Origin of the sequence: Micromonospora sp. NBC_01655 (assembly GCF_026339755.1) — a bacterium.
Lineage (GTDB): Bacteria > Actinomycetota > Actinomycetes > Mycobacteriales > Micromonosporaceae > Micromonospora.
Genome location: NZ_JAPEQF010000001.1, coordinates 2,325,660 through 2,341,350, shown reverse-complemented (window position 1 = coordinate 2,341,350; position 15,691 = coordinate 2,325,660). Strand labels below are relative to the sequence as shown.

The 15,691-nt window shown below is 75.2% G+C and carries 13 protein-coding genes; 6 read left to right on the top strand and 7 right to left on the bottom strand.

What is annotated here, in order from left to right; translation table 11 throughout:
* Positions 1 to 109 precede the first annotated feature (109 nt).
* The 3 genes from OOK41_RS11185 to glnA all read right to left on the bottom strand — a co-directional run bounded on the left by OOK41_RS11185 (position 110) and on the right by glnA (position 5,294).
* The gene (locus OOK41_RS11185) at positions 110 to 3,385 is read right to left on the bottom strand and encodes an NACHT domain-containing NTPase (RefSeq protein ID WP_266264411.1); all 3,276 of its coding nucleotides are present in this window, start codon (positions 3,383 to 3,385) and stop codon (positions 110 to 112) included.
* Positions 3,386 to 3,416: 31 nt separating this feature from the next.
* Positions 3,417 to 3,842, bottom strand: a complete 426-nt coding sequence (locus OOK41_RS11180; RefSeq protein WP_266264409.1) for a DUF350 domain-containing protein — start codon at positions 3,840 to 3,842, stop codon at positions 3,417 to 3,419.
* A 102-nt stretch (positions 3,843 to 3,944) separates the two neighbouring features.
* Positions 3,945 to 5,294 carry a type I glutamate--ammonia ligase gene (glnA, locus tag OOK41_RS11175; protein WP_117669028.1) on the bottom strand — a complete coding sequence of 450 codons (1,350 nt, stop codon included), beginning with the start codon at positions 5,292 to 5,294 and terminating at the stop codon, positions 3,945 to 3,947.
* Positions 5,295 to 5,539: 245 nt separating this feature from the next.
* Here glnA and OOK41_RS11170 point away from each other — a divergent pair, with 245 nt between their 5' ends.
* The 3 genes from OOK41_RS11170 to OOK41_RS11160 all read left to right on the top strand — a co-directional run bounded on the left by OOK41_RS11170 (position 5,540) and on the right by OOK41_RS11160 (position 8,901).
* Complete coding sequence (locus OOK41_RS11170) at positions 5,540 to 7,300, top strand: NAD+ synthase (RefSeq protein WP_266264406.1); 1,761 nt, start codon at positions 5,540 to 5,542, stop codon at positions 7,298 to 7,300.
* A gap of 176 nt (positions 7,301 to 7,476) precedes the next feature.
* Complete coding sequence (panB, locus tag OOK41_RS11165) at positions 7,477 to 8,322, top strand: 3-methyl-2-oxobutanoate hydroxymethyltransferase (protein WP_117669030.1); 846 nt, start codon at positions 7,477 to 7,479, stop codon at positions 8,320 to 8,322.
* 57 nt (positions 8,323 to 8,379) lie between these two features.
* Complete coding sequence (locus tag OOK41_RS11160) at positions 8,380 to 8,901, top strand: hypothetical protein (protein ID WP_266264403.1); 522 nt, start codon at positions 8,380 to 8,382, stop codon at positions 8,899 to 8,901.
* A 49-nt stretch (positions 8,902 to 8,950) separates the two neighbouring features.
* On the opposite strand, the gene npdG is transcribed toward OOK41_RS11160, so the two are convergent.
* The 4 genes from npdG to OOK41_RS11140 all read right to left on the bottom strand — a co-directional run bounded on the left by npdG (position 8,951) and on the right by OOK41_RS11140 (position 12,470).
* The gene (gene npdG / locus OOK41_RS11155; protein WP_117669032.1) at positions 8,951 to 9,649 is read right to left on the bottom strand and encodes an NADPH-dependent F420 reductase; all 699 of its coding nucleotides are present in this window, start codon (positions 9,647 to 9,649) and stop codon (positions 8,951 to 8,953) included.
* An 81-nt stretch (positions 9,650 to 9,730) separates the two neighbouring features.
* A complete protein-coding gene (locus OOK41_RS11150; protein ID WP_266264401.1) occupies positions 9,731 to 11,164 on the bottom strand; it encodes an RNB domain-containing ribonuclease in 1,434 nt (477 codons plus the stop codon).
* Positions 11,165 to 11,323: 159 nt separating this feature from the next.
* Positions 11,324 to 12,184: a histone gene (locus OOK41_RS11145; protein WP_266264398.1), complete on the bottom strand. Its 861-nt coding sequence runs from the start codon at positions 12,182 to 12,184 to the stop codon at positions 11,324 to 11,326.
* Between the two features lie 82 nt (positions 12,185 to 12,266).
* The gene (locus tag OOK41_RS11140) at positions 12,267 to 12,470 is read right to left on the bottom strand and encodes a hypothetical protein (RefSeq protein ID WP_117669081.1); all 204 of its coding nucleotides are present in this window, start codon (positions 12,468 to 12,470) and stop codon (positions 12,267 to 12,269) included.
* A gap of 289 nt (positions 12,471 to 12,759) precedes the next feature.
* Between OOK41_RS11140 and OOK41_RS11135 the strand changes: the two genes are divergently transcribed.
* From OOK41_RS11135 to OOK41_RS11125, 3 genes are all read left to right on the top strand, one after another.
* Positions 12,760 to 13,197, top strand: a complete 438-nt coding sequence (locus tag OOK41_RS11135; protein WP_266264395.1) for a roadblock/LC7 domain-containing protein — start codon at positions 12,760 to 12,762, stop codon at positions 13,195 to 13,197.
* Positions 13,198 to 13,363: 166 nt separating this feature from the next.
* On the top strand, positions 13,364 to 14,140 hold the full coding sequence (locus OOK41_RS11130; protein WP_117669035.1) for a nucleotidyltransferase domain-containing protein: 777 nt from the start codon (positions 13,364 to 13,366) through the stop codon (positions 14,138 to 14,140).
* A 106-nt stretch (positions 14,141 to 14,246) separates the two neighbouring features.
* Positions 14,247 to 15,470 (top strand): S8 family peptidase, encoded by a 1,224-nt coding sequence (locus OOK41_RS11125; protein WP_117669036.1) that lies wholly within the window; start codon positions 14,247 to 14,249, stop codon positions 15,468 to 15,470.
* The last annotated feature ends 221 nt before the right edge of the window (positions 15,471 to 15,691 follow it).

Genomic DNA, 15,691 nt, shown 5'->3' with positions numbered 1-15,691 from the left:
CGCGGGCGCGGCCCCGCCCGGGAACGGGTGGGGCCGCGCCCGCGGGCGTGGTCCCCTCCGGGCCGCCGGGCCGACGCTGGAACCGGCCGGGGCGGTGACCCGGGGCCGGTCACGGGGCCGGCGGCTCCGCCGCGCCGCGCCGGTTCACCCGGGTCGGGTGCCGGAGGTCGGCCACCTCCGGCGGGATCCGGTGGCCGTCGAGCAGGTTCCGCTCGTCGAGACGACGGACGGCCTCGGCGACGAGCCGGGCGTGCTCCGGATCGGCCGAGCCCAGCAGTTCGGTCAGGCCGTACACCACCCGAGCGCCGAGCAACCGGTCCGCGGTCGCGTCCCGCCCCAGGAAGGCCAGGCAGCAGCGGACCTGGGCGGCCCGCGCCGGGTACGACCATCTCGGCACGGCGCCGGGGTCGGCGAGCTCGGCCACCAGCGCGGGCGGAACGTGCGGGTCCACGGCCAGCCCGTCGAACAGCAGGACCGACAGGCGGTTGCTCTGCGAAACGCTGTGCGTCGCGCGCAGCAGGACCCGGACCGTGCGGTAGATCCCGGCCCGCACCGCCGGGGCGACGTCGCTCACCGGTAGCAGCAGCAGGTCGATCATGGCCCGCGCCGCCGACCGGTGACCCGAGCCGGTGACCACGACCATCCGGAACGCGTCCGGAAACGCCGCGACGAACGACTCCAGGGCGTGCCGGTTCGCGTCCGCCCGAGGCACGCACTCGAAGTTCGCCTGTTCCGCGGCCGACTGTTCGAGCTGCGGCACGAACCGGACCCGGTTGCGGTCCTCCGGCTCCGGGTCGGGGTACGTCCAGGACAGGTCCACCGGCTCCGGCACCGAGCGCGGGTCGGCCAGCCGCAGCCGGACGTCCGGGTACACCCCGGTCCCGAGTCGTTGCAGGGTGACCGCCTCGACGAGGCCGCGGTACTGCGTCTCGTCGAGCTGCGAGCGCCAGAGCAGGGCCTGACCGCGCCACGCCGACCGGACGTCGGGGTGCCCCGGGTACAGGTCCCGCCCGCGCAGCGCGTCGGCCGCGCAGAGGCCGAGCACCAGCAGGTTGGCGCTGTACGCCGCGTGCCGGGCCGGCACCGGCAGCGGCCGGGGCCGGTACGCCTCGAAGCGCCGGGGCGGGCGGGCCTCGTGCGCCGCCCGGAACAGCCGCACCAGCACGTCGGCCACGGCGGCCCGCCGCTCGGGCGCCAGGGCCCGCAGGGCGTCGGACAGGAAGCCCACGATCGGTACCCGCCCGGTCAGCGTCGCGAACGACAGCAGGGCGTGCAGCGGGTCGTCGTCGAGCTGGTTCGTGCGCAGCAGGCTCGTGGCGGCCTCCCGCGCGGCCAGCTCGGTCAGCACCGCCACGGTCGTGCGGGCCACCAGGTACTCCCCGAAGGTGGCGTGCAGGAACTCGTAGGTCGCCACCCGGTCGTCGGCCCGCAGGGCCTGGGACCGGTGCACGAAGAAGAACCGCCCGAAGACGGTCTCCGCGGGCCGCAGCGGGGCCCGGAACCCGGCCGGCCCCAGGGCCTCGGGCAGGGGCGCGGCGAGGAACGGCAGGGCCGCGAGATCGGCCTCCAGCTCGTCCTCGGTCACCCACTGGGTGCCCCGGTTGAACATGGCGAACGCCACCGCGGCGAGCCGGCCCAGCTCGTCGTCCACGGCCCGGTCGAGCTCCCGGTCCGGCAGGCCGCGCCGGTGCTTGGCCACCTCCCGCCGGGCGAACCGGGTCAGCAACCGCTCGTACAGCTCGCCCTGGCGCAGGCCCCCGGCGGCCCGCAGGTCGTTGCCGTCGGCGTCGTAGAGCGCGAGCATCAGCAGCAGCAGGGGCTGCTCGGCCAGCTCCCGGTGGGCGAGCGCCACGGACGGATCCAGCGGACGCTTCCCGGCGGCCCGCCAGGAACCCGCGTTGGTCTCGTTCCAGATCCGCACCCAGTGCCAGATCCGCGACTCGTCGAACGGCTCCAGCCGCAGGGCCACCGTGCCGGGCGGTGGCTTGGCCCGGTCGGCGACGCTGGTCCGGCTGGTGACCAGCACCGCCAGGGGCCGTCCCTGCTCGGCCTCCCGGCGCTGGAAGGCGGCCACCCGGAACAGGTAGTCCGTCTGCGTCACCCCGGTCGCCTGGAGCAGCTCGTCGAAGCCGTCGAGCACGACCACCGGCAGGGCGTCGCCGGCGGACCGGGCCAGCGCCGGCCAGTCGAGCCGCTCCCCGGTGGCCGCGCGGACGGCCTGCTCGATCTGGTCCTGGACGTCCGCCTCGGCTCGCACCTCGCGCAGCACCACCCGGACGGCGAGGAAGTCGGTGGCCGGCAGTTGGGCGGCGAGCACCCGGGTCAGCACCGACTTGCCCGAGCCGGGCTGCCCGAGCACGAGCAGCGGCGCGTGCGGGGCCCCGGGTGAGGTCAGGTGGCCGGTCAGGAAGGCGGGCAGGTCGGCGCGGACCGGCTGCTGTTCCCACCACGACTCGTCGCTGGGCCGGGCGTCGGCGTCCAGCGCGGCCACCCGGCACAGCGGCGGCACGTACGCCGCGCCGAGGGTCGGCACCCGCAGCCCGTCCGGGACGTCCCCCGACTCGATGACCGGCCGGTCGAGCTGGGCGGCGCACGCGCGGGCCAGCGCCTCCCGTCGCGCGTCGGGCGCCCGGCCGACGGCCAGGTCACGCAGCTCCCGGCGCAGCTCGCCGAGCCCCACGGCCAGGGCTGCCACCTCGCCCCGGGTCGCCTGGTGCTCGTGGATCCCGGCCCAGAAGGCGACCTCCGGGAAGTCCGCCGCCAGCGCGGTGAGCAGGTCCCGGTGCCGGTCCGCGGCCAGGGCCGGCAGCTCACGCATGGCGGCGCTGAAGGCCGCCCGGCGGTGCGCGGGCACCTCCAGCCACCTGGTCAGCCCTTCGAGGAATGCCTCAAGCCGCGCGGCGAGTCCCAGGTAGTAGTCGGCCAGCTCATGCCGCAGCCGCTGGTAGGGCAGCTCCGCCCGGGGCACCGGCGTGGGCAGCGCGAACATGTCGCGGACGACCGTCTCCGGCAGCGTGGCGCCGGAGCCGGCGAGCGTGAGCTGCTCGGCCTTGCTGACCCCCAGCTCGGCGAGGGACAGCGGGAGGTCGCACTCCTGGAGGGCCTCGAAGAAGGCGGTCACCGCGATCACCGCGTGCGCCGCCTCCAGCCGGCGGGTGCGGCCGTACCGGGACAGGCCGGAACGCTGCTCGACGACGGAGCGCACCAGGTCGTGGCCGAGCCGGACGAACTCCGCCTTGGCGTCGAAGATGCCCAGCAGCGCCGGCGTCGACACCGAGGCGGCCAGCAGCACACCCCCGGTCAGCCGGTCGAACCAGTCGACGAGGCGGCTCTTCTCGCCGCCCAGCAGGCGTACGGCATCGGCGTAGCTGAGCACGTCGGGCACGACGGCGACCCCTCCCCAGGCTGGACCGGCCTCAGGCGATGCAGGCGCAGACGATCAGCGCGGCGCCGAAGTGGGTGGCGGCGCTGACCCGGGCCGCCGGGTGCGGCTCGTCGGAGCAGATGATCTGGCCGAGCCGGCCCGGGGTCAGCAGGTCCAGCACGAAGAAGGCCAGCCCCATGACCAGCAGGCCGATCAGCCCGAAGACGACGGTGGAGGCCAGCCCCTTGGCGAAGTCGCTGTAGCTGGTGAGGATCGCGGTGAACACGATCCCGGCGATGCCGAGCTGGTTCGCGGCGAGCAGCAGCCCGGCGTTGGCGTTACGCCGAACCCAGATCAGCTCGCGCAGCTTCCCCGGGGTGAGCAGGTCGACCAGGCCGAAGCCGGCCGCCATCAGCCCCACCCCGACGATCCCGAACACGACGCTCTGCCAGGCTCCGCTGAGCAGATCCTCCAGCACCGACTGCCTCCCGACCACCTACCGCCCGGCGGGGGTGCCGGCGCGGTGATCGAGACGATAGCGGCCCGCCGCAACCCCCCGACAACCCGCGTCGGCGGCGGCCTAAAGCGACAGGTAGCGCTGCCGCTCGTAGGGGGTCACCTCGCGGCGGTACTGCTCCCACTCGGCCCGCTTGTTGCGCAGGAAGAAGTCGAAGACGTGCTCGCCGAGCACCTCGGCGACCAGCTCGGAGCCGGCCATCACGTCGATCGCCTCGGACAGGTTCTCCGGCAGCGACTCGTAGCCCATCGCGCGCCGCTCGGCGCTGCTCAGCGACCAGACGTCGTCCTCGGCGCCCGGGGGCAGCTCGTAGCCCTCCTCGATGCCCTTGAGGCCGGCGCCGAGCAGCACCGCGAAGGCCAGGTAGGGGTTCGTCGCCGAGTCCAGCGAGCGGACCTCCACCCGGGCGGAGTTCGGCTTGCCGTACGCGGGGACGCGGACCAGCGCGGATCGGTTCAGGTGCCCCCAGCAGACGAACGCCGGGCTCTCGGTGATCCGGTCAGGCAGCGCCTGCGGGAACAGCCGCTTGTACGAGTTGACCCACTGGTTGGTGACCGCCGTGTACTCCCGGGCGTGCACGAGCAGCCCGGCGATGAACGACTTCGCCACCTTCGACAGCTTCATCGGGTCGCCGCCGTCGTGGAACGCGTTGCGCTCCCCCTCGAACAGCGACAGGTGGGTGTGCATGCCGCTGCCGGGCTGGTCGGTGAACGGCTTCGGCATGAAGCTGGCCTGCACCCCGGTGGACAGGGCCACCTCCTTGACCACGTGCCGGAAGGTCATGATGTTGTCGGCGGTGGTCAGCGCGTCGGCGTAGCGCAGGTCGATCTCCTGCTGGCCGGGGGCGACCTCGTGGTGGCTGAACTCCACCGAGATGCCGATCCGCTCCAGGGCCAGCACGGCCTGCCGGCGGAAGTCCCGGGCCACCGCGTGGGTGGTGTGCTCGAAGTAGCCGCCGGTGTCGACCGGGATGGGCACCGAGCCGTCCTGCGGGCCGTTCTCCAGCAGGAAGAACTCGATCTCCGGGTGGGTGTAGAAGGTGAAGCCCTTCTCGGCGGCCTTGGACAGCATCCGGCGCAGCACGTGCCGGGGGTCGGCCCAGGACGGGCCGCCGTCGGGGAGCAGGATGTCGCAGAACATCCGGGCGCTCTCGCCGCTCACCCCGCCCTCGAAGGGGAACACCTGGAAGGTGGTCGGGTCGGGCATGGCCACCATGTCGGACTCGAAGACCCGGGCGAAGCCCTCGATCGCCGAGCCGTCGAACCCGATGCCCTCCTCGAAGGCCGCCTCCAGCTCGGCGGGCGCGACCGAGACGCTCTTGAGGGTGCCCAGCACGTCGGTGAACCACAGCCGGACGAACCGGATGTCGCGCTCTTCCAGCGTACGGAGGACGAACTCCTGCTGACGGTCCACTTCCACCCCTCGCGACACTCTGCCCACCACCGGTCGGGCCTGACCGCCCAGTCTCCACCGGGTCCTTTACGAAGACGTTACGCGACCATCCCGGCCCCGTCCTGTCGTGTCCCGCCCCCCTGGCGGGCGGGCCGGGGCCGGGTCCCCACGGCCGTGGACCGGGTCTTCGGAGCGCCCCGGCCCGGTGTCCGCCGTCTCGCGCCGCCGGTCGTGTCGGGCCTGCCCGGCTGGGGCAAGATGAGGGCATGCCCACCCTGCGTCTCGCCCTGTCCCAGGTCAACCCGAGCGTCGGCGACCTCGCCGGCAACGCCGACCTGGTCCGCCGGTGGACCCGGCGGGCCGCCGACGCCGGCGCCCAGCTCGTCCTGTTCCCGGAGATGGTGCTGCCCGGGTACCCGGTCGAGGACCTGGTCTTCCGCCGGTCCTTCGTCGCCGCGTCCCAGGCCGCGCTGCGCCGCCTCGCCGCCGACCTGGCCGCCGACGGCCTCGGCGAGCTGCCGGTGGTGGTCGGCTACCTGGACGCGGACGGCCCGCCCCAGGTCAGCGCCGACGCCCAGCCGGGCCACGGGGCCCGCAACGCCGCCGCGGTGCTGCACCGCGGCGAGGTGGTGGCCACCTACTTCAAGCACCACCTGCCCAACTACGGCGTGTTCGACGAGGACCGCTACTTCGTGCCCGGCGACACGCTGACCGTGGTGCGGGTCGGCGGGGTGGACGTGGCGCTGACCATCTGCGAGGACCTGTGGCAGGCCGGCGGCCCGTTCGCGGTGGCCCGGCGGGCCGGGGTGGGCCTGGTGGTCACGATCAACGGCTCGCCGTACGAGCTGAACAAGGACGACATCCGGCTGCCGCTGGTGCGCCGCCGGGCCGCCGAGGCGGGCGCCGCCGTGGCGTACGTCAACATGGTCGGCGCGCAGGACGAGCTGGTCTTCGAGGGCGACTCGATGATCGTGGGCGCGGACGGGACGCTGCTGACCCGCGCCCCGCAGTTCGTCGAGCACCTGCTGGTGCACGACGTCGAGCTGCCGGCGGCGCCGGCACCGGTCGGCGGCGACGGGGAGCTGGCCGACGGGATGCGGATCGTGCGCGCCGACGTCGGCGACGTGCCGCCGCCCGCCACCGGCGAGGTGGCGGTCGGCGGGATCATCGAGCCGGTGGCCGCCGAGGCCGAGGTGTGGCGGGCGCTGGTGCTGGGCCTGCGCGACTACGTCGACAAGAACCGGTTCCCGTCGGTGGTGCTGGGGCTCTCCGGCGGCATCGACTCGGCGGTGGCGGCGGCCCTCGCGGTCGACGCGCTCGGCCCGGACCGGGTGGTCGGGGTGTCGATGCCCAGCCAGCACTCCTCGGAGCACTCCCGGGAGGACGCGGAGGACCTGGCCAAGCGCACCGGGCTGGACTACCGGGTCCAGCCGATCCAGCCGATGGTGGACACCTACCTGGCGAACCTGTCGCTGTCCGGGGTGGCGGTGGAGAACCTCCAGGCCCGGGTACGCGGGGTGCTGCTGATGGCGCTGTCGAACCAGGAGGGCCATCTCGTCCTCACCACCGGCAACAAGAGCGAGCTGGCGGTCGGCTACTCCACCCTGTACGGCGACTCGGTCGGCGGGTTCAACCCGGTCAAGGACGTGTGGAAGACGCTGGTCTGGCGGCTGGCGAAGTGGCGCAACGCCGACGCCGCCCGCCGGGGCGAGACGCCGCCGATCCCGGAGAACTCGATCGGCAAGCCGCCGAGCGCCGAGCTGAGCCCCGGCCAGCTCGACAGCGACACGCTGCCCGACTACGACGTGCTCGACCCGATCCTGATCGGGTACGTCGACGGCGACCTCGGCCGGACCGGGCTCGTCGAGTCCGGCCACGACCCGGCGGTCGTCGACCGGGTGCTGCGGATGGTGGACACCGCCGAGTACAAGCGCCGGCAGTCGGCGCCCGGCACGAAGATCTCGATGAAGGCGTTCGGGCGGGACCGCCGGCTGCCGATCACCAACCGCTGGCGCGAGGACGGCTGACCCGGCGCCGGTCGCCGGGGCGGCGCGGAGCGTGGTCCGCCGGGTGCCCGGCGGCCGGACCGCGCCGCCGCCGGAGAGTGAGATCCTGCACTGCCTCCTCCCGCCGCCGCCCGCCCGGTGCGACGATCGGCGGAGCCCGGGGACCGCGCAGGCGGCCTCGAGGAAAGGAGACAGTCATGGTGGAGTCCACCCCGACCGAGGTCACGGCGCTGTACGGCGGCCCGGCCACCCGACGGGTCCGCACCCGCGACCTGCTCGCCGCCAAGGAGCGCGGTGAGCGGTGGTCGATGCTGACCTCGTACGACCAGTACACGGCGTCGATCTTCGATGCCGCCGGCATCCCGGCGCTGCTGGTCGGCGACTCGGCGGCGAACAACGTCTTCGGCTACGAGACGACGCTGCCGGTGACCGCCGAGGAGCTGCTGCCGCTGGTCCGCGCGGTGGTGCGGGCCACCCGGCAGGCGCTGGTCGTCGGCGACCTGCCGTTCGGCTCGTACGAGGAGGGGCCGGCGCAGGCACTGCGTACGGCGGTGCGGTTCATGAAGGAGGGCGGCTGCCACGCGGTGAAGCTGGAGGGCGGCCAGCGCTACGCGGCGCAGATCGGCGCGATCGTCGACGCTGGCATCCCGGTGATGGCGCACATCGGCTTCACCCCGCAGCGCGAGCACACCCTCGGCGGGTACCGGGTGCAGGGGCGGGGCGACACGGCCGACGAGGTGCTCGCCGACGCGCGGGCGGTGACCGAGGCGGGCGCGTTCGCGGTGGTGCTGGAGATGGTGCCGGGCGAGGTGGCCAAGCGGATCACCGCGGAGCTGCCGATCCCGACCGTCGGCATCGGGGCCGGCCCGGACACCGACGCGCAGGTGCTGGTCTGGCAGGACATGGCCGGCCTGCGCACCGGGCGGGCCCCGCGCTTCGTGAAGCGCTACGCCGACCTGGCCGGCGCGCTGACCGACGCCACCCGCCGGTTCGCCGACGAGGTCCGCGGCGGCGAGTTCCCGGCCGCCGAGCACACCTTCTGACCGGTACGCGGCTGCGGTGGGCGCCCGCCGGGCGCCCACCGCGTCCACAATCGGGAGATGGTCGACTACGGCGTCCCCGGCTACCGGCCCGCGTGGCTCCAGGGGCGGGCGGCCGTCGAGGCGGCCCACGGTGCCCGGCTCGCGGCGCTGGCCGGGCGCCCGCTGACCCGGGCCTGGCTGGCCTGGGACCTGGACGACGGTTCCTGGTTCGCCGACTGCCCGGTGCTGCTGGACTTCGCCGGCGAGCAGGTCGAGATCAACCACCGCAAGCTCGACGACCTCTCGGTCACCTGGAACTCGGTGTCCCCGGTCGACGGGCCCGACTGGCCCGGCCTCCGGCTGGCCTGGCGCGCGGAGCCACTGCCCGGCCTGGCCGCGCTGCGCGGGCAGAAGCTGCGCGCGGTCACGCTGCTGGAGTGGCGGGGCGGCAAGCGCGACCTGGCCAACGGCGCCGTCGCGCTCGGTTTCACCTTCCCCCGGGGCGACCTGGTCGTCCACAACGCCCTCGACGAGAACGCCCTGGCCTTCGGTCCGCCCGCTCCCCGCTACCGCCGCCATCCGCTGCCCCGGCGCCGGTAGCCCCCGGGCCGCCGCCCGCCCGGGATCTTTCGCCCGGGCCGGCGACGGATCAGACGTCGGTGACGCGGATGCCGGCGTGCGACTTGTAGCGCTTGTTGATGGCGATCAGGTTGGCGGTGAACGCCTCGATCTGGTGGGCGTTGCGCAGCCGGCCGGCGTAGACGCCACGCATGCCGGGGATGCGGGCCGCGAGCGCCCCGACGACGTCCACCAGCTCGCGGTCCTCGGTGCAGATCAGCACGTCGAGGTCGATCCGGTCGATCTCCGGGTCGGCCAGCAGCGGCGCGCTGACGTGGTTGAACGCGGCGCAGACCCGGGAGTCGGGCAGCAGCGCGGCGGCCTGCTGGACGGCGCTGCCCTCCTCGACGGCCAGCGCGTACGGGCCCTGCTTGTCGAAGCCCAGCGGGTTCACGCAGTCCACGACGATCTTGCCGGCGAGCGGTTGCGCGAGGGCGGCGACGGTGGCGGCGTGGCCGTCCCACGGCACCGCGATCACCACCACGTCGCTGCCCCGGGCCACCTCGTCGTTGTCGGCGCCGGTGACGGTCGCGCCGGACGGCACCCCGGGCAGGGCCGCGATCTCCTCGGCGGCCTGCGCGGCCCGTTCGGCGGACCGAGAGCCGATCAGCACGGTCTGCCCGGCCCGGGCGAACCGGTAGGCCAGGCCCCGGCCCTGGTCACCCGTGCCGCCGATGATCCCGACGGTCAGCCCGGACACGTCTGGCAGCCTGCTCGCGTCGTATGCCATCCGCCCATCCTCGCAAACGGCCCGATGCCCCGGCAGCACCCGCCGGTGTGAGAATCTTCGCTGCTACCGGCCCGGCCGCGCTCAGGCCAACGCGAAGAGGACCTTCCGGGTGACCGGGTCGGCGGTGACCAGCCGGACCCGGACCCGCTCCCCCAGCGGCAGCTCGCCGGTGCAGCGGGCCCGCACCGGCGGGGCGTCCAGGGCCACCGTGCCGCCGGGCTGCCGGCCCGGCTTCGGCTGGCCGTTCGGCGGGGTGTCCACGTCGAGCACCGCCGCATCGAACGTCTCGCCGACCCGGTGCTCCAGCAGTACCGCCTCGGCCAGCTCGACCGCGCCCCGGGTGGCCGCGCCGGCGGTCCGGTCGGTCGCGGCCATCACCTCCGGCAGCTTCGGCAGCGCCGCCCGGGCCCAGTCGGGCACCGCCCGGCCCTCGTGCAGGGCCAGGCAGACCTCGGTGGCGTACCGGTCGGCCAGCCGGCGCAGCGGCGCGGTGACGTGGGCGTACGCGGCGGCCACCCCGCCGTGCTCCGGCCGGTCGGGCGGCGCGCCGTCGAACGCCGTGTACGCGGCGCCGCGCATCAGCTCGGCCGCCTGGTCGACGAACGCCGCCGCCCGGGGCTCCGCGGCGTCCAGCCCGGCGAGCACCTCGCCCACGCCCGCGCCGGCCGGCCAGTCGACGCCGAGCGGGGCGGCGGCGGTGCGCAGCCGGGCCACCGCCTCCGGCTTCGGCGCCGGCATGGTGCGCAGCAGCCCGATCCCGCCGGCCAGCATGAGGTCGGCGGCGGCCATCCCGGTGAGCAGGGAGATCTGGGCGTTGTGGTCCTCCATCGGCGCCGGCCCGCGCAGCACCAGCCGCCAGCCGTCGCCGTCCGCCTCGACGTCCTGCTCGGGCAGCGGCAGGTTCACCGCGCCCCGGCGCAGCCCGCGCGCGGTGAGCAGGGCGCCGATCTCGGGCAGCAGGGCGATCGGCTCGGGGAGCCGCCCGGCGTCGGCGTCGGCCTGGACGCCCGCGTAGTCCAGCTTGGCGCGGCTGCGCACCAGGGCGCGTTCCAGCGCGACGGCGACCGTGCCGCCGTCGGGGTCGAGGTCGAGGGTCCACACCACGGCCGCCCGGTCCTCGCCGGGGAGCAGGCTGGCCGCGCCCTCGCTCAGGGTGTGCGGGTGCAGCGGCACGTTGCCGTCGGGCAGGTACACGGTCTGCCCCCGCCGCCAGGTCTCCTCCTCCAGCGCGCCGCCGGGGCGCACGTGCGCGGCGACGTCCGCGATGGCGTACCGGACCCGGTAGCCGCCGCCGGGGCGGCGGGCGAGGTGCATCGCCTGGTCGAGGTCCCGCGAGGCGGCCGGGTCGACGGTGACGAACGGGACGTCGGTGCGGTCGGCGGCGGGCCGGGGCGGCGCGGCGGCCGCCGTCTCGGCCTCGCGCTGCGCCGCGGGCGGGAACTGCTCGGGCAACCCCAGCTCGCGGCGCAGCGCGCCGAAGTCGATGCGGGGCGCCAGTACGCGTCGGATCACCACGGGGTCAATCCTGACAGCGGAACCTGTGATCCGCTCCCCCGGCACCGGCGCGGATCCGCCGCCCGGGCCGCGTACCGGTGCGGGCGGCGTACCGGTGCGGGCCGCGTACCGGTACGGGCGGCGGATCCGCGCCGGGCGGTCAGCGCCGGGCGGCAGCGCTCAGCCGGTGGCCTTGCGGGCCGTCGCCCGGGCGCCGCGCGGCGCGCTCGCGCGGGCCGCCGCCGTCCGGGGCGCCGCCGTCCGGGCGGTCGCCTTCCTCGCCGTGGTCTTCTTCGCCGGGGTCTTCTTCGCCGGGGCCTTCTTCGCCGCCGCCTTGCGGGTGGTGCTCGACGAGGTGGCGGTCGCCTTCTTCGCCGGGGCCTTCGCGGCGGCCTTGCGGGCGCCGCCGGTGGGCCGGGTCGAGGCGTTCTTCGTCGCGGCGGCGGTCTTCTTCGCCGGGGCCTTCCTGGCCACGGCGGTCGTCTTCTTCGCCGCCGCGCCCGTCCTCTTCGCCGCCGTCGCCTTCGCCGCCGTCGCCTTCGTCGCGGTGGCCTTCTTCGGCACGGCCTTCGCTGCGGCCTTCGCCGCAGTCTTGGTCGCTGCGGCCTTCGTCGCCGTGGTCTTCCTCGCCGTGGTCTTCGTCGCGGTGCCCGCGGCGGTGCTCGTCCGCTTCGTCGCGGTGCCCGCGGCGGCCGTCTTCGTCGCCGTGCTCCGGGCGGCCGGGGTCTTCTTCGCCGTGGTCCTGCCGGCCGGGGCCTTCTTCGCGGCGGTCTTCGACACCGGGGCCCTTCGCGCGACGATCTTCGTCGCGGCGGCCTTCTTCGCGACCGCCGCCTTCGCCGGCACCCGTCCCGCCCCGGCGCCGGAGGCGTTCGGGGACGCCTTGGTCACGGTCGCCCCCCGGGCCGCCGCGCCGGCCGTCCCCGAGGGGCGCGCGGCCGTGGCACGGGTCCCGCCCGTGGCCCGCGCGGCCGTGGTGGTCTTCTTCGCGGGCGTACGTTTGGCGGCCGGGCGGGTGGTGGCCTTTTGTGCTTCGGCCATCTCGGTTCCCTCCTTGGGGACATGCTCTCGCGTGCCTCCTCGCGGGGCACGGAGTTCCTCGACGCGGGCGGTCCCGCGCCGCTTATCTGTCCTCCCCGGCCCAGCGGGCGTCCTCGGCGTCCCACGCGTCGTTACGCTCCCGCACCTGGTGCAGGGCGTTCTCCGCGTCGGCGGCCGAGGCGTACGGCCCGAGCACGTGCCGCGCCGCGCAGACGTCGGCATCGGTCTCGACCCGGTGGTGTCGCGTGCACCAGTAGTAGTGCCCACCACTTCCGCTGTCGCTCATGGGATCACTGTGCACCGCGAACCGCCCGGCCGCCACCGGTTCAACCAGAACCGGTGGCGGCTTCCACAGTAGACGTGCAGGTCAGCGGCCGGGACGGAACCGCGAAATCCGCCGGACCGGGTGCGTCGGCGACCCGGCAGGCCCGCCGTGGCGTGCCGGCGGCGGCGGACTGACCACGAGGGCCGGTACGGGATCTGCTGTCCCCTACCGCCCGTCCTGGGGAACTTGATATCAGCTGGACCCGAGCCGGGACGGTCCTCCCCGCCACACCGCCCGACCACCCGAGGGGATGCCGCCGCCCCGCTCGCTCCCGCCGTCGCTGGCGGGGAACCCGGCGCTGCCGTACCCGCGGATCGGTCAGGCGCTGGCCGAGCTGCGCGTGCAGATCCCCGGGGTGCTCGGCTGCGTGCTCGGCGGGGTGGACGGCCTGATGATCACCCACAACATGCAGACCGACGTCGACCCGAGCGACCTGGCGGCACTGGCCGCGACCACGTACGGCCGGGGCCGCCAGGTCGGCCTGCGGCTGGGGCAGGGCGACTTCCAGCAGTCCACGGTCCGCAACGCGCTCGGCTACCTCAGCGTCTACGCGGTCGGCACGCAGGAGCTGCTGGCCGTGGTCGGGGGCGACACCATCAACGTGGCCCGGCTGCACCTGCACGCCCCGGCGGTGGCCGAGCGGCTCGCCGCCCTGCTCCACGGCGTGACGCCGAACCACCGGCAGTGACCCGGCGCCCGCTCGCGGCCGAGCTGACGGGCCGGGAGCAGGCGGACCGGGAGCAGGCGGGCGGGGGCCCACCACCACGCGCGGGCCGCGCCGACGCCGCGACCGGTCGCCCGGCCGCGCGCCGGCCCGGGCCGACCCGCCCCGGGCCGGCGGGCCACAATGCGGCATGGACCCGGACGTACGGCAGTACCTGACGGACCTGGTCGGGGCGGCCCGCGACGTGCTCGGCGCCGACCTGGTGGGGGCGTACGCGGCCGGCTCGGTCGCCCTCGGCGCGTACCAGGCGGGGCGCAGCGACGTCGACGTGGCGCTGGTCTGCGCGCACGCCCTGGCCGACGGGCGCAAGCGGGAGCTGGTGGCCCGGCTGCGGCACGAGGCGCTGCCCTGCCCCGCGCGGGGGTTGGAGCTGGTCGTCTACCGGCGGGCGGTGGCCCGCTCCGGCACCCCGGAGCCGGGCTTCGAGGTCGAGCTGAACACCGGCGCCCGGATGCCGTTCCGGGTGACCTGGTCCGGCGACGGGCGGCCGGCGGCGGATGGCCGGTTCTGGTACGGGCTGGACCGCAGCATCCTGCACTCCGGCGGGCTGGCCCTGGCCGGGCCCCCGGCGGCGGAGGCGTTCGCCGACCTGGCGCCGGCCGACCTGCGCCGGCTGCTGGTGGACGCGCTGACCTGGTGGCTCGCGCTGCCGACGCCGCCCGGCGACGCGCCGGCGGTCGGCGCCGAGGACGCCGTGCTCGGCGCCTGCCGCTCGCTGGTGCGCTGCCGCGACGGGGTGTGGCTGCCCAAGGTCGCGGCCGGGCGGCGGCTGGTGGAGCGGGGGCATCCCGACGCGGCGCCGATCGAGCGGGCGATCGCCGCCCGGCACGGCGGCCCGCCGCCGGGTGGCCAGGCGGCGCGGGCCTTCCAGCGGGCCGTCCTCGACGAGCTGCGCGCGATGCTATGACCCTACTGATATATAGCCAGACATGTATCTGTCGATAACCTGTCACCAAGTTCTCGGACCGCGTACGACCAGTTCGGGCGCGGTCAGATGCAGAGGAGACCGACAGATGACGCTCCCCCGCAAGGTCGCCGCTCTAGGTGTGCTGACCATCTCGGCGATGGCCACGACCCTGATCGGCAGCCCGGTGTCCGCGGCACCGGCGACCGGTGAGATCCGCTACGCCGGCGGCGCCACCGCCGTCCCCTCCAGCTACATCGTCGTCCTGAAGGACACGGCCGTCGGCGGCCGGGCCGGCACCCAGGCCGCCGCCGTCACCAGCTCCGCCGGCACGCTCGCGAAGCGCTACGGCGGCGACGTCGCCCAGGTGTACGGCGAGGCGCTCAACGGCTTCGAGGCGCGGCTGTCCGAGTCCGCCGCCAAGCGGCTCGCCGCCGACCCGGCGGTCGCCTGGGTCGAGCAGAACCACGAGGTCAGCATCCAGACCACCCAGACGAACCCGCCGTGGGGCCTGGACCGGATCGACCAGACCAGCCTGCCGCTGAACAGCGCCTACAGCTACACCAGCACCGGGTCGGGCGTCACCGCGTACATCATCGACACCGGCATCCGGACCACCCACACCACCTTCGGCGGCCGGGCCGTCGACGGCTACGACGCGGTCGACAACGCCCTGCCGGCCGCCGACTGCAACGGCCACGGCACCCACGTCGCCGGCACCGTCGGCGGCTCGACGTACGGCGTCGCCAAGAGCGTCCGGCTGGTGGCCGTGCGGGTGCTCAACTGCGCCGGCAGCGGCACCACCGCCGGTGTCATCGGCGGCGTCAACTGGGTGACCTCGAACCACCAGGCCGGCCAGCCGGCGGTGGCCAACATGAGCCTCGGCGGCGGGCTCAACTCGTCGCTGAACACCGCCGTGGCGAACTCCATCGCCGACGGCGTCAGCTACGCGGTGGCCGCCGGGAACTCCAACGCCAACGCCTGCAACTCCTCGCCGGCCGCCGTCGGCACGGCGATCACCGTCGGCGCGACGCAGAGCAACGACGCCCGGGCCAGCTTCTCCAACTACGGCACCTGCCTGGACATCTTCGCCCCGGGCGTGAGCGTCCTGTCGTCCTGGTACACCAACGACACCGCGACCAACACCATCAGCGGCACCTCGATGGCCGCCCCGCACGTGGCCGGCGCCGCCGCCCGCGTCCTGCAGAACAACCCGACCTGGACCCCGGCCCAGGTGGCCTCGTACCTGGTCTCCACGGCCACCACCGGCGCGGTCGGCAGCCCGGGCACCGGCTCCCCGAACCGCCTGCTGTACCTCTCCCCCGCCAGCTGATCACCCCCCACCCTGGTGCGGCCCCGGAGCGCCCGATCGCTCCGGGGCCGCCCCGTGCCCCGTGTCCGGCAGGCATGCTGTCGGGGTCGAGATCCGCGGCCGGCTGTGCCGGGCCGCGGCGGGGCCGGCCCGGGAGCCGTTCCACCCGCCGACCCCCTGACAACCCCGTTCACCTGCTGGAACGGGCGTAACCGATGCCCTGCGAGGCGGGTTGATCCCCA

Excerpts from the sequence above, each read along its gene's own strand:
- OOK41_RS11170 (WP_266264406.1), top strand. The coding sequence starts at position 5,540 with ATGCCCACCCTGCGTCTCGCCCTGTCCCAGGTCAACCCGAGCGTCGGC.
- panB (WP_117669030.1), top strand. The coding sequence starts at position 7,477 with ATGGTGGAGTCCACCCCGACCGAGGTCACGGCGCTGTACGGCGGCCCG.
- OOK41_RS11160 (WP_266264403.1), top strand. The coding sequence starts at position 8,380 with ATGGTCGACTACGGCGTCCCCGGCTACCGGCCCGCGTGGCTCCAGGGG.
- npdG (WP_117669032.1), bottom strand. The coding sequence starts at position 9,649 with ATGGCATACGACGCGAGCAGGCTGCCAGACGTGTCCGGGCTGACCGTC.
- OOK41_RS11145 (WP_266264398.1), bottom strand. The coding sequence starts at position 12,184 with ATGGCCGAAGCACAAAAGGCCACCACCCGCCCGGCCGCCAAACGTACG.
- OOK41_RS11140 (WP_117669081.1), bottom strand. The coding sequence starts at position 12,470 with ATGAGCGACAGCGGAAGTGGTGGGCACTACTACTGGTGCACGCGACAC.
- OOK41_RS11135 (WP_266264395.1), top strand. The coding sequence starts at position 12,760 with ATGCCGCCGCCCCGCTCGCTCCCGCCGTCGCTGGCGGGGAACCCGGCG.
- OOK41_RS11130 (WP_117669035.1), top strand. The coding sequence starts at position 13,364 with ATGGACCCGGACGTACGGCAGTACCTGACGGACCTGGTCGGGGCGGCC.
- OOK41_RS11125 (WP_117669036.1), top strand. The coding sequence starts at position 14,247 with ATGACGCTCCCCCGCAAGGTCGCCGCTCTAGGTGTGCTGACCATCTCG.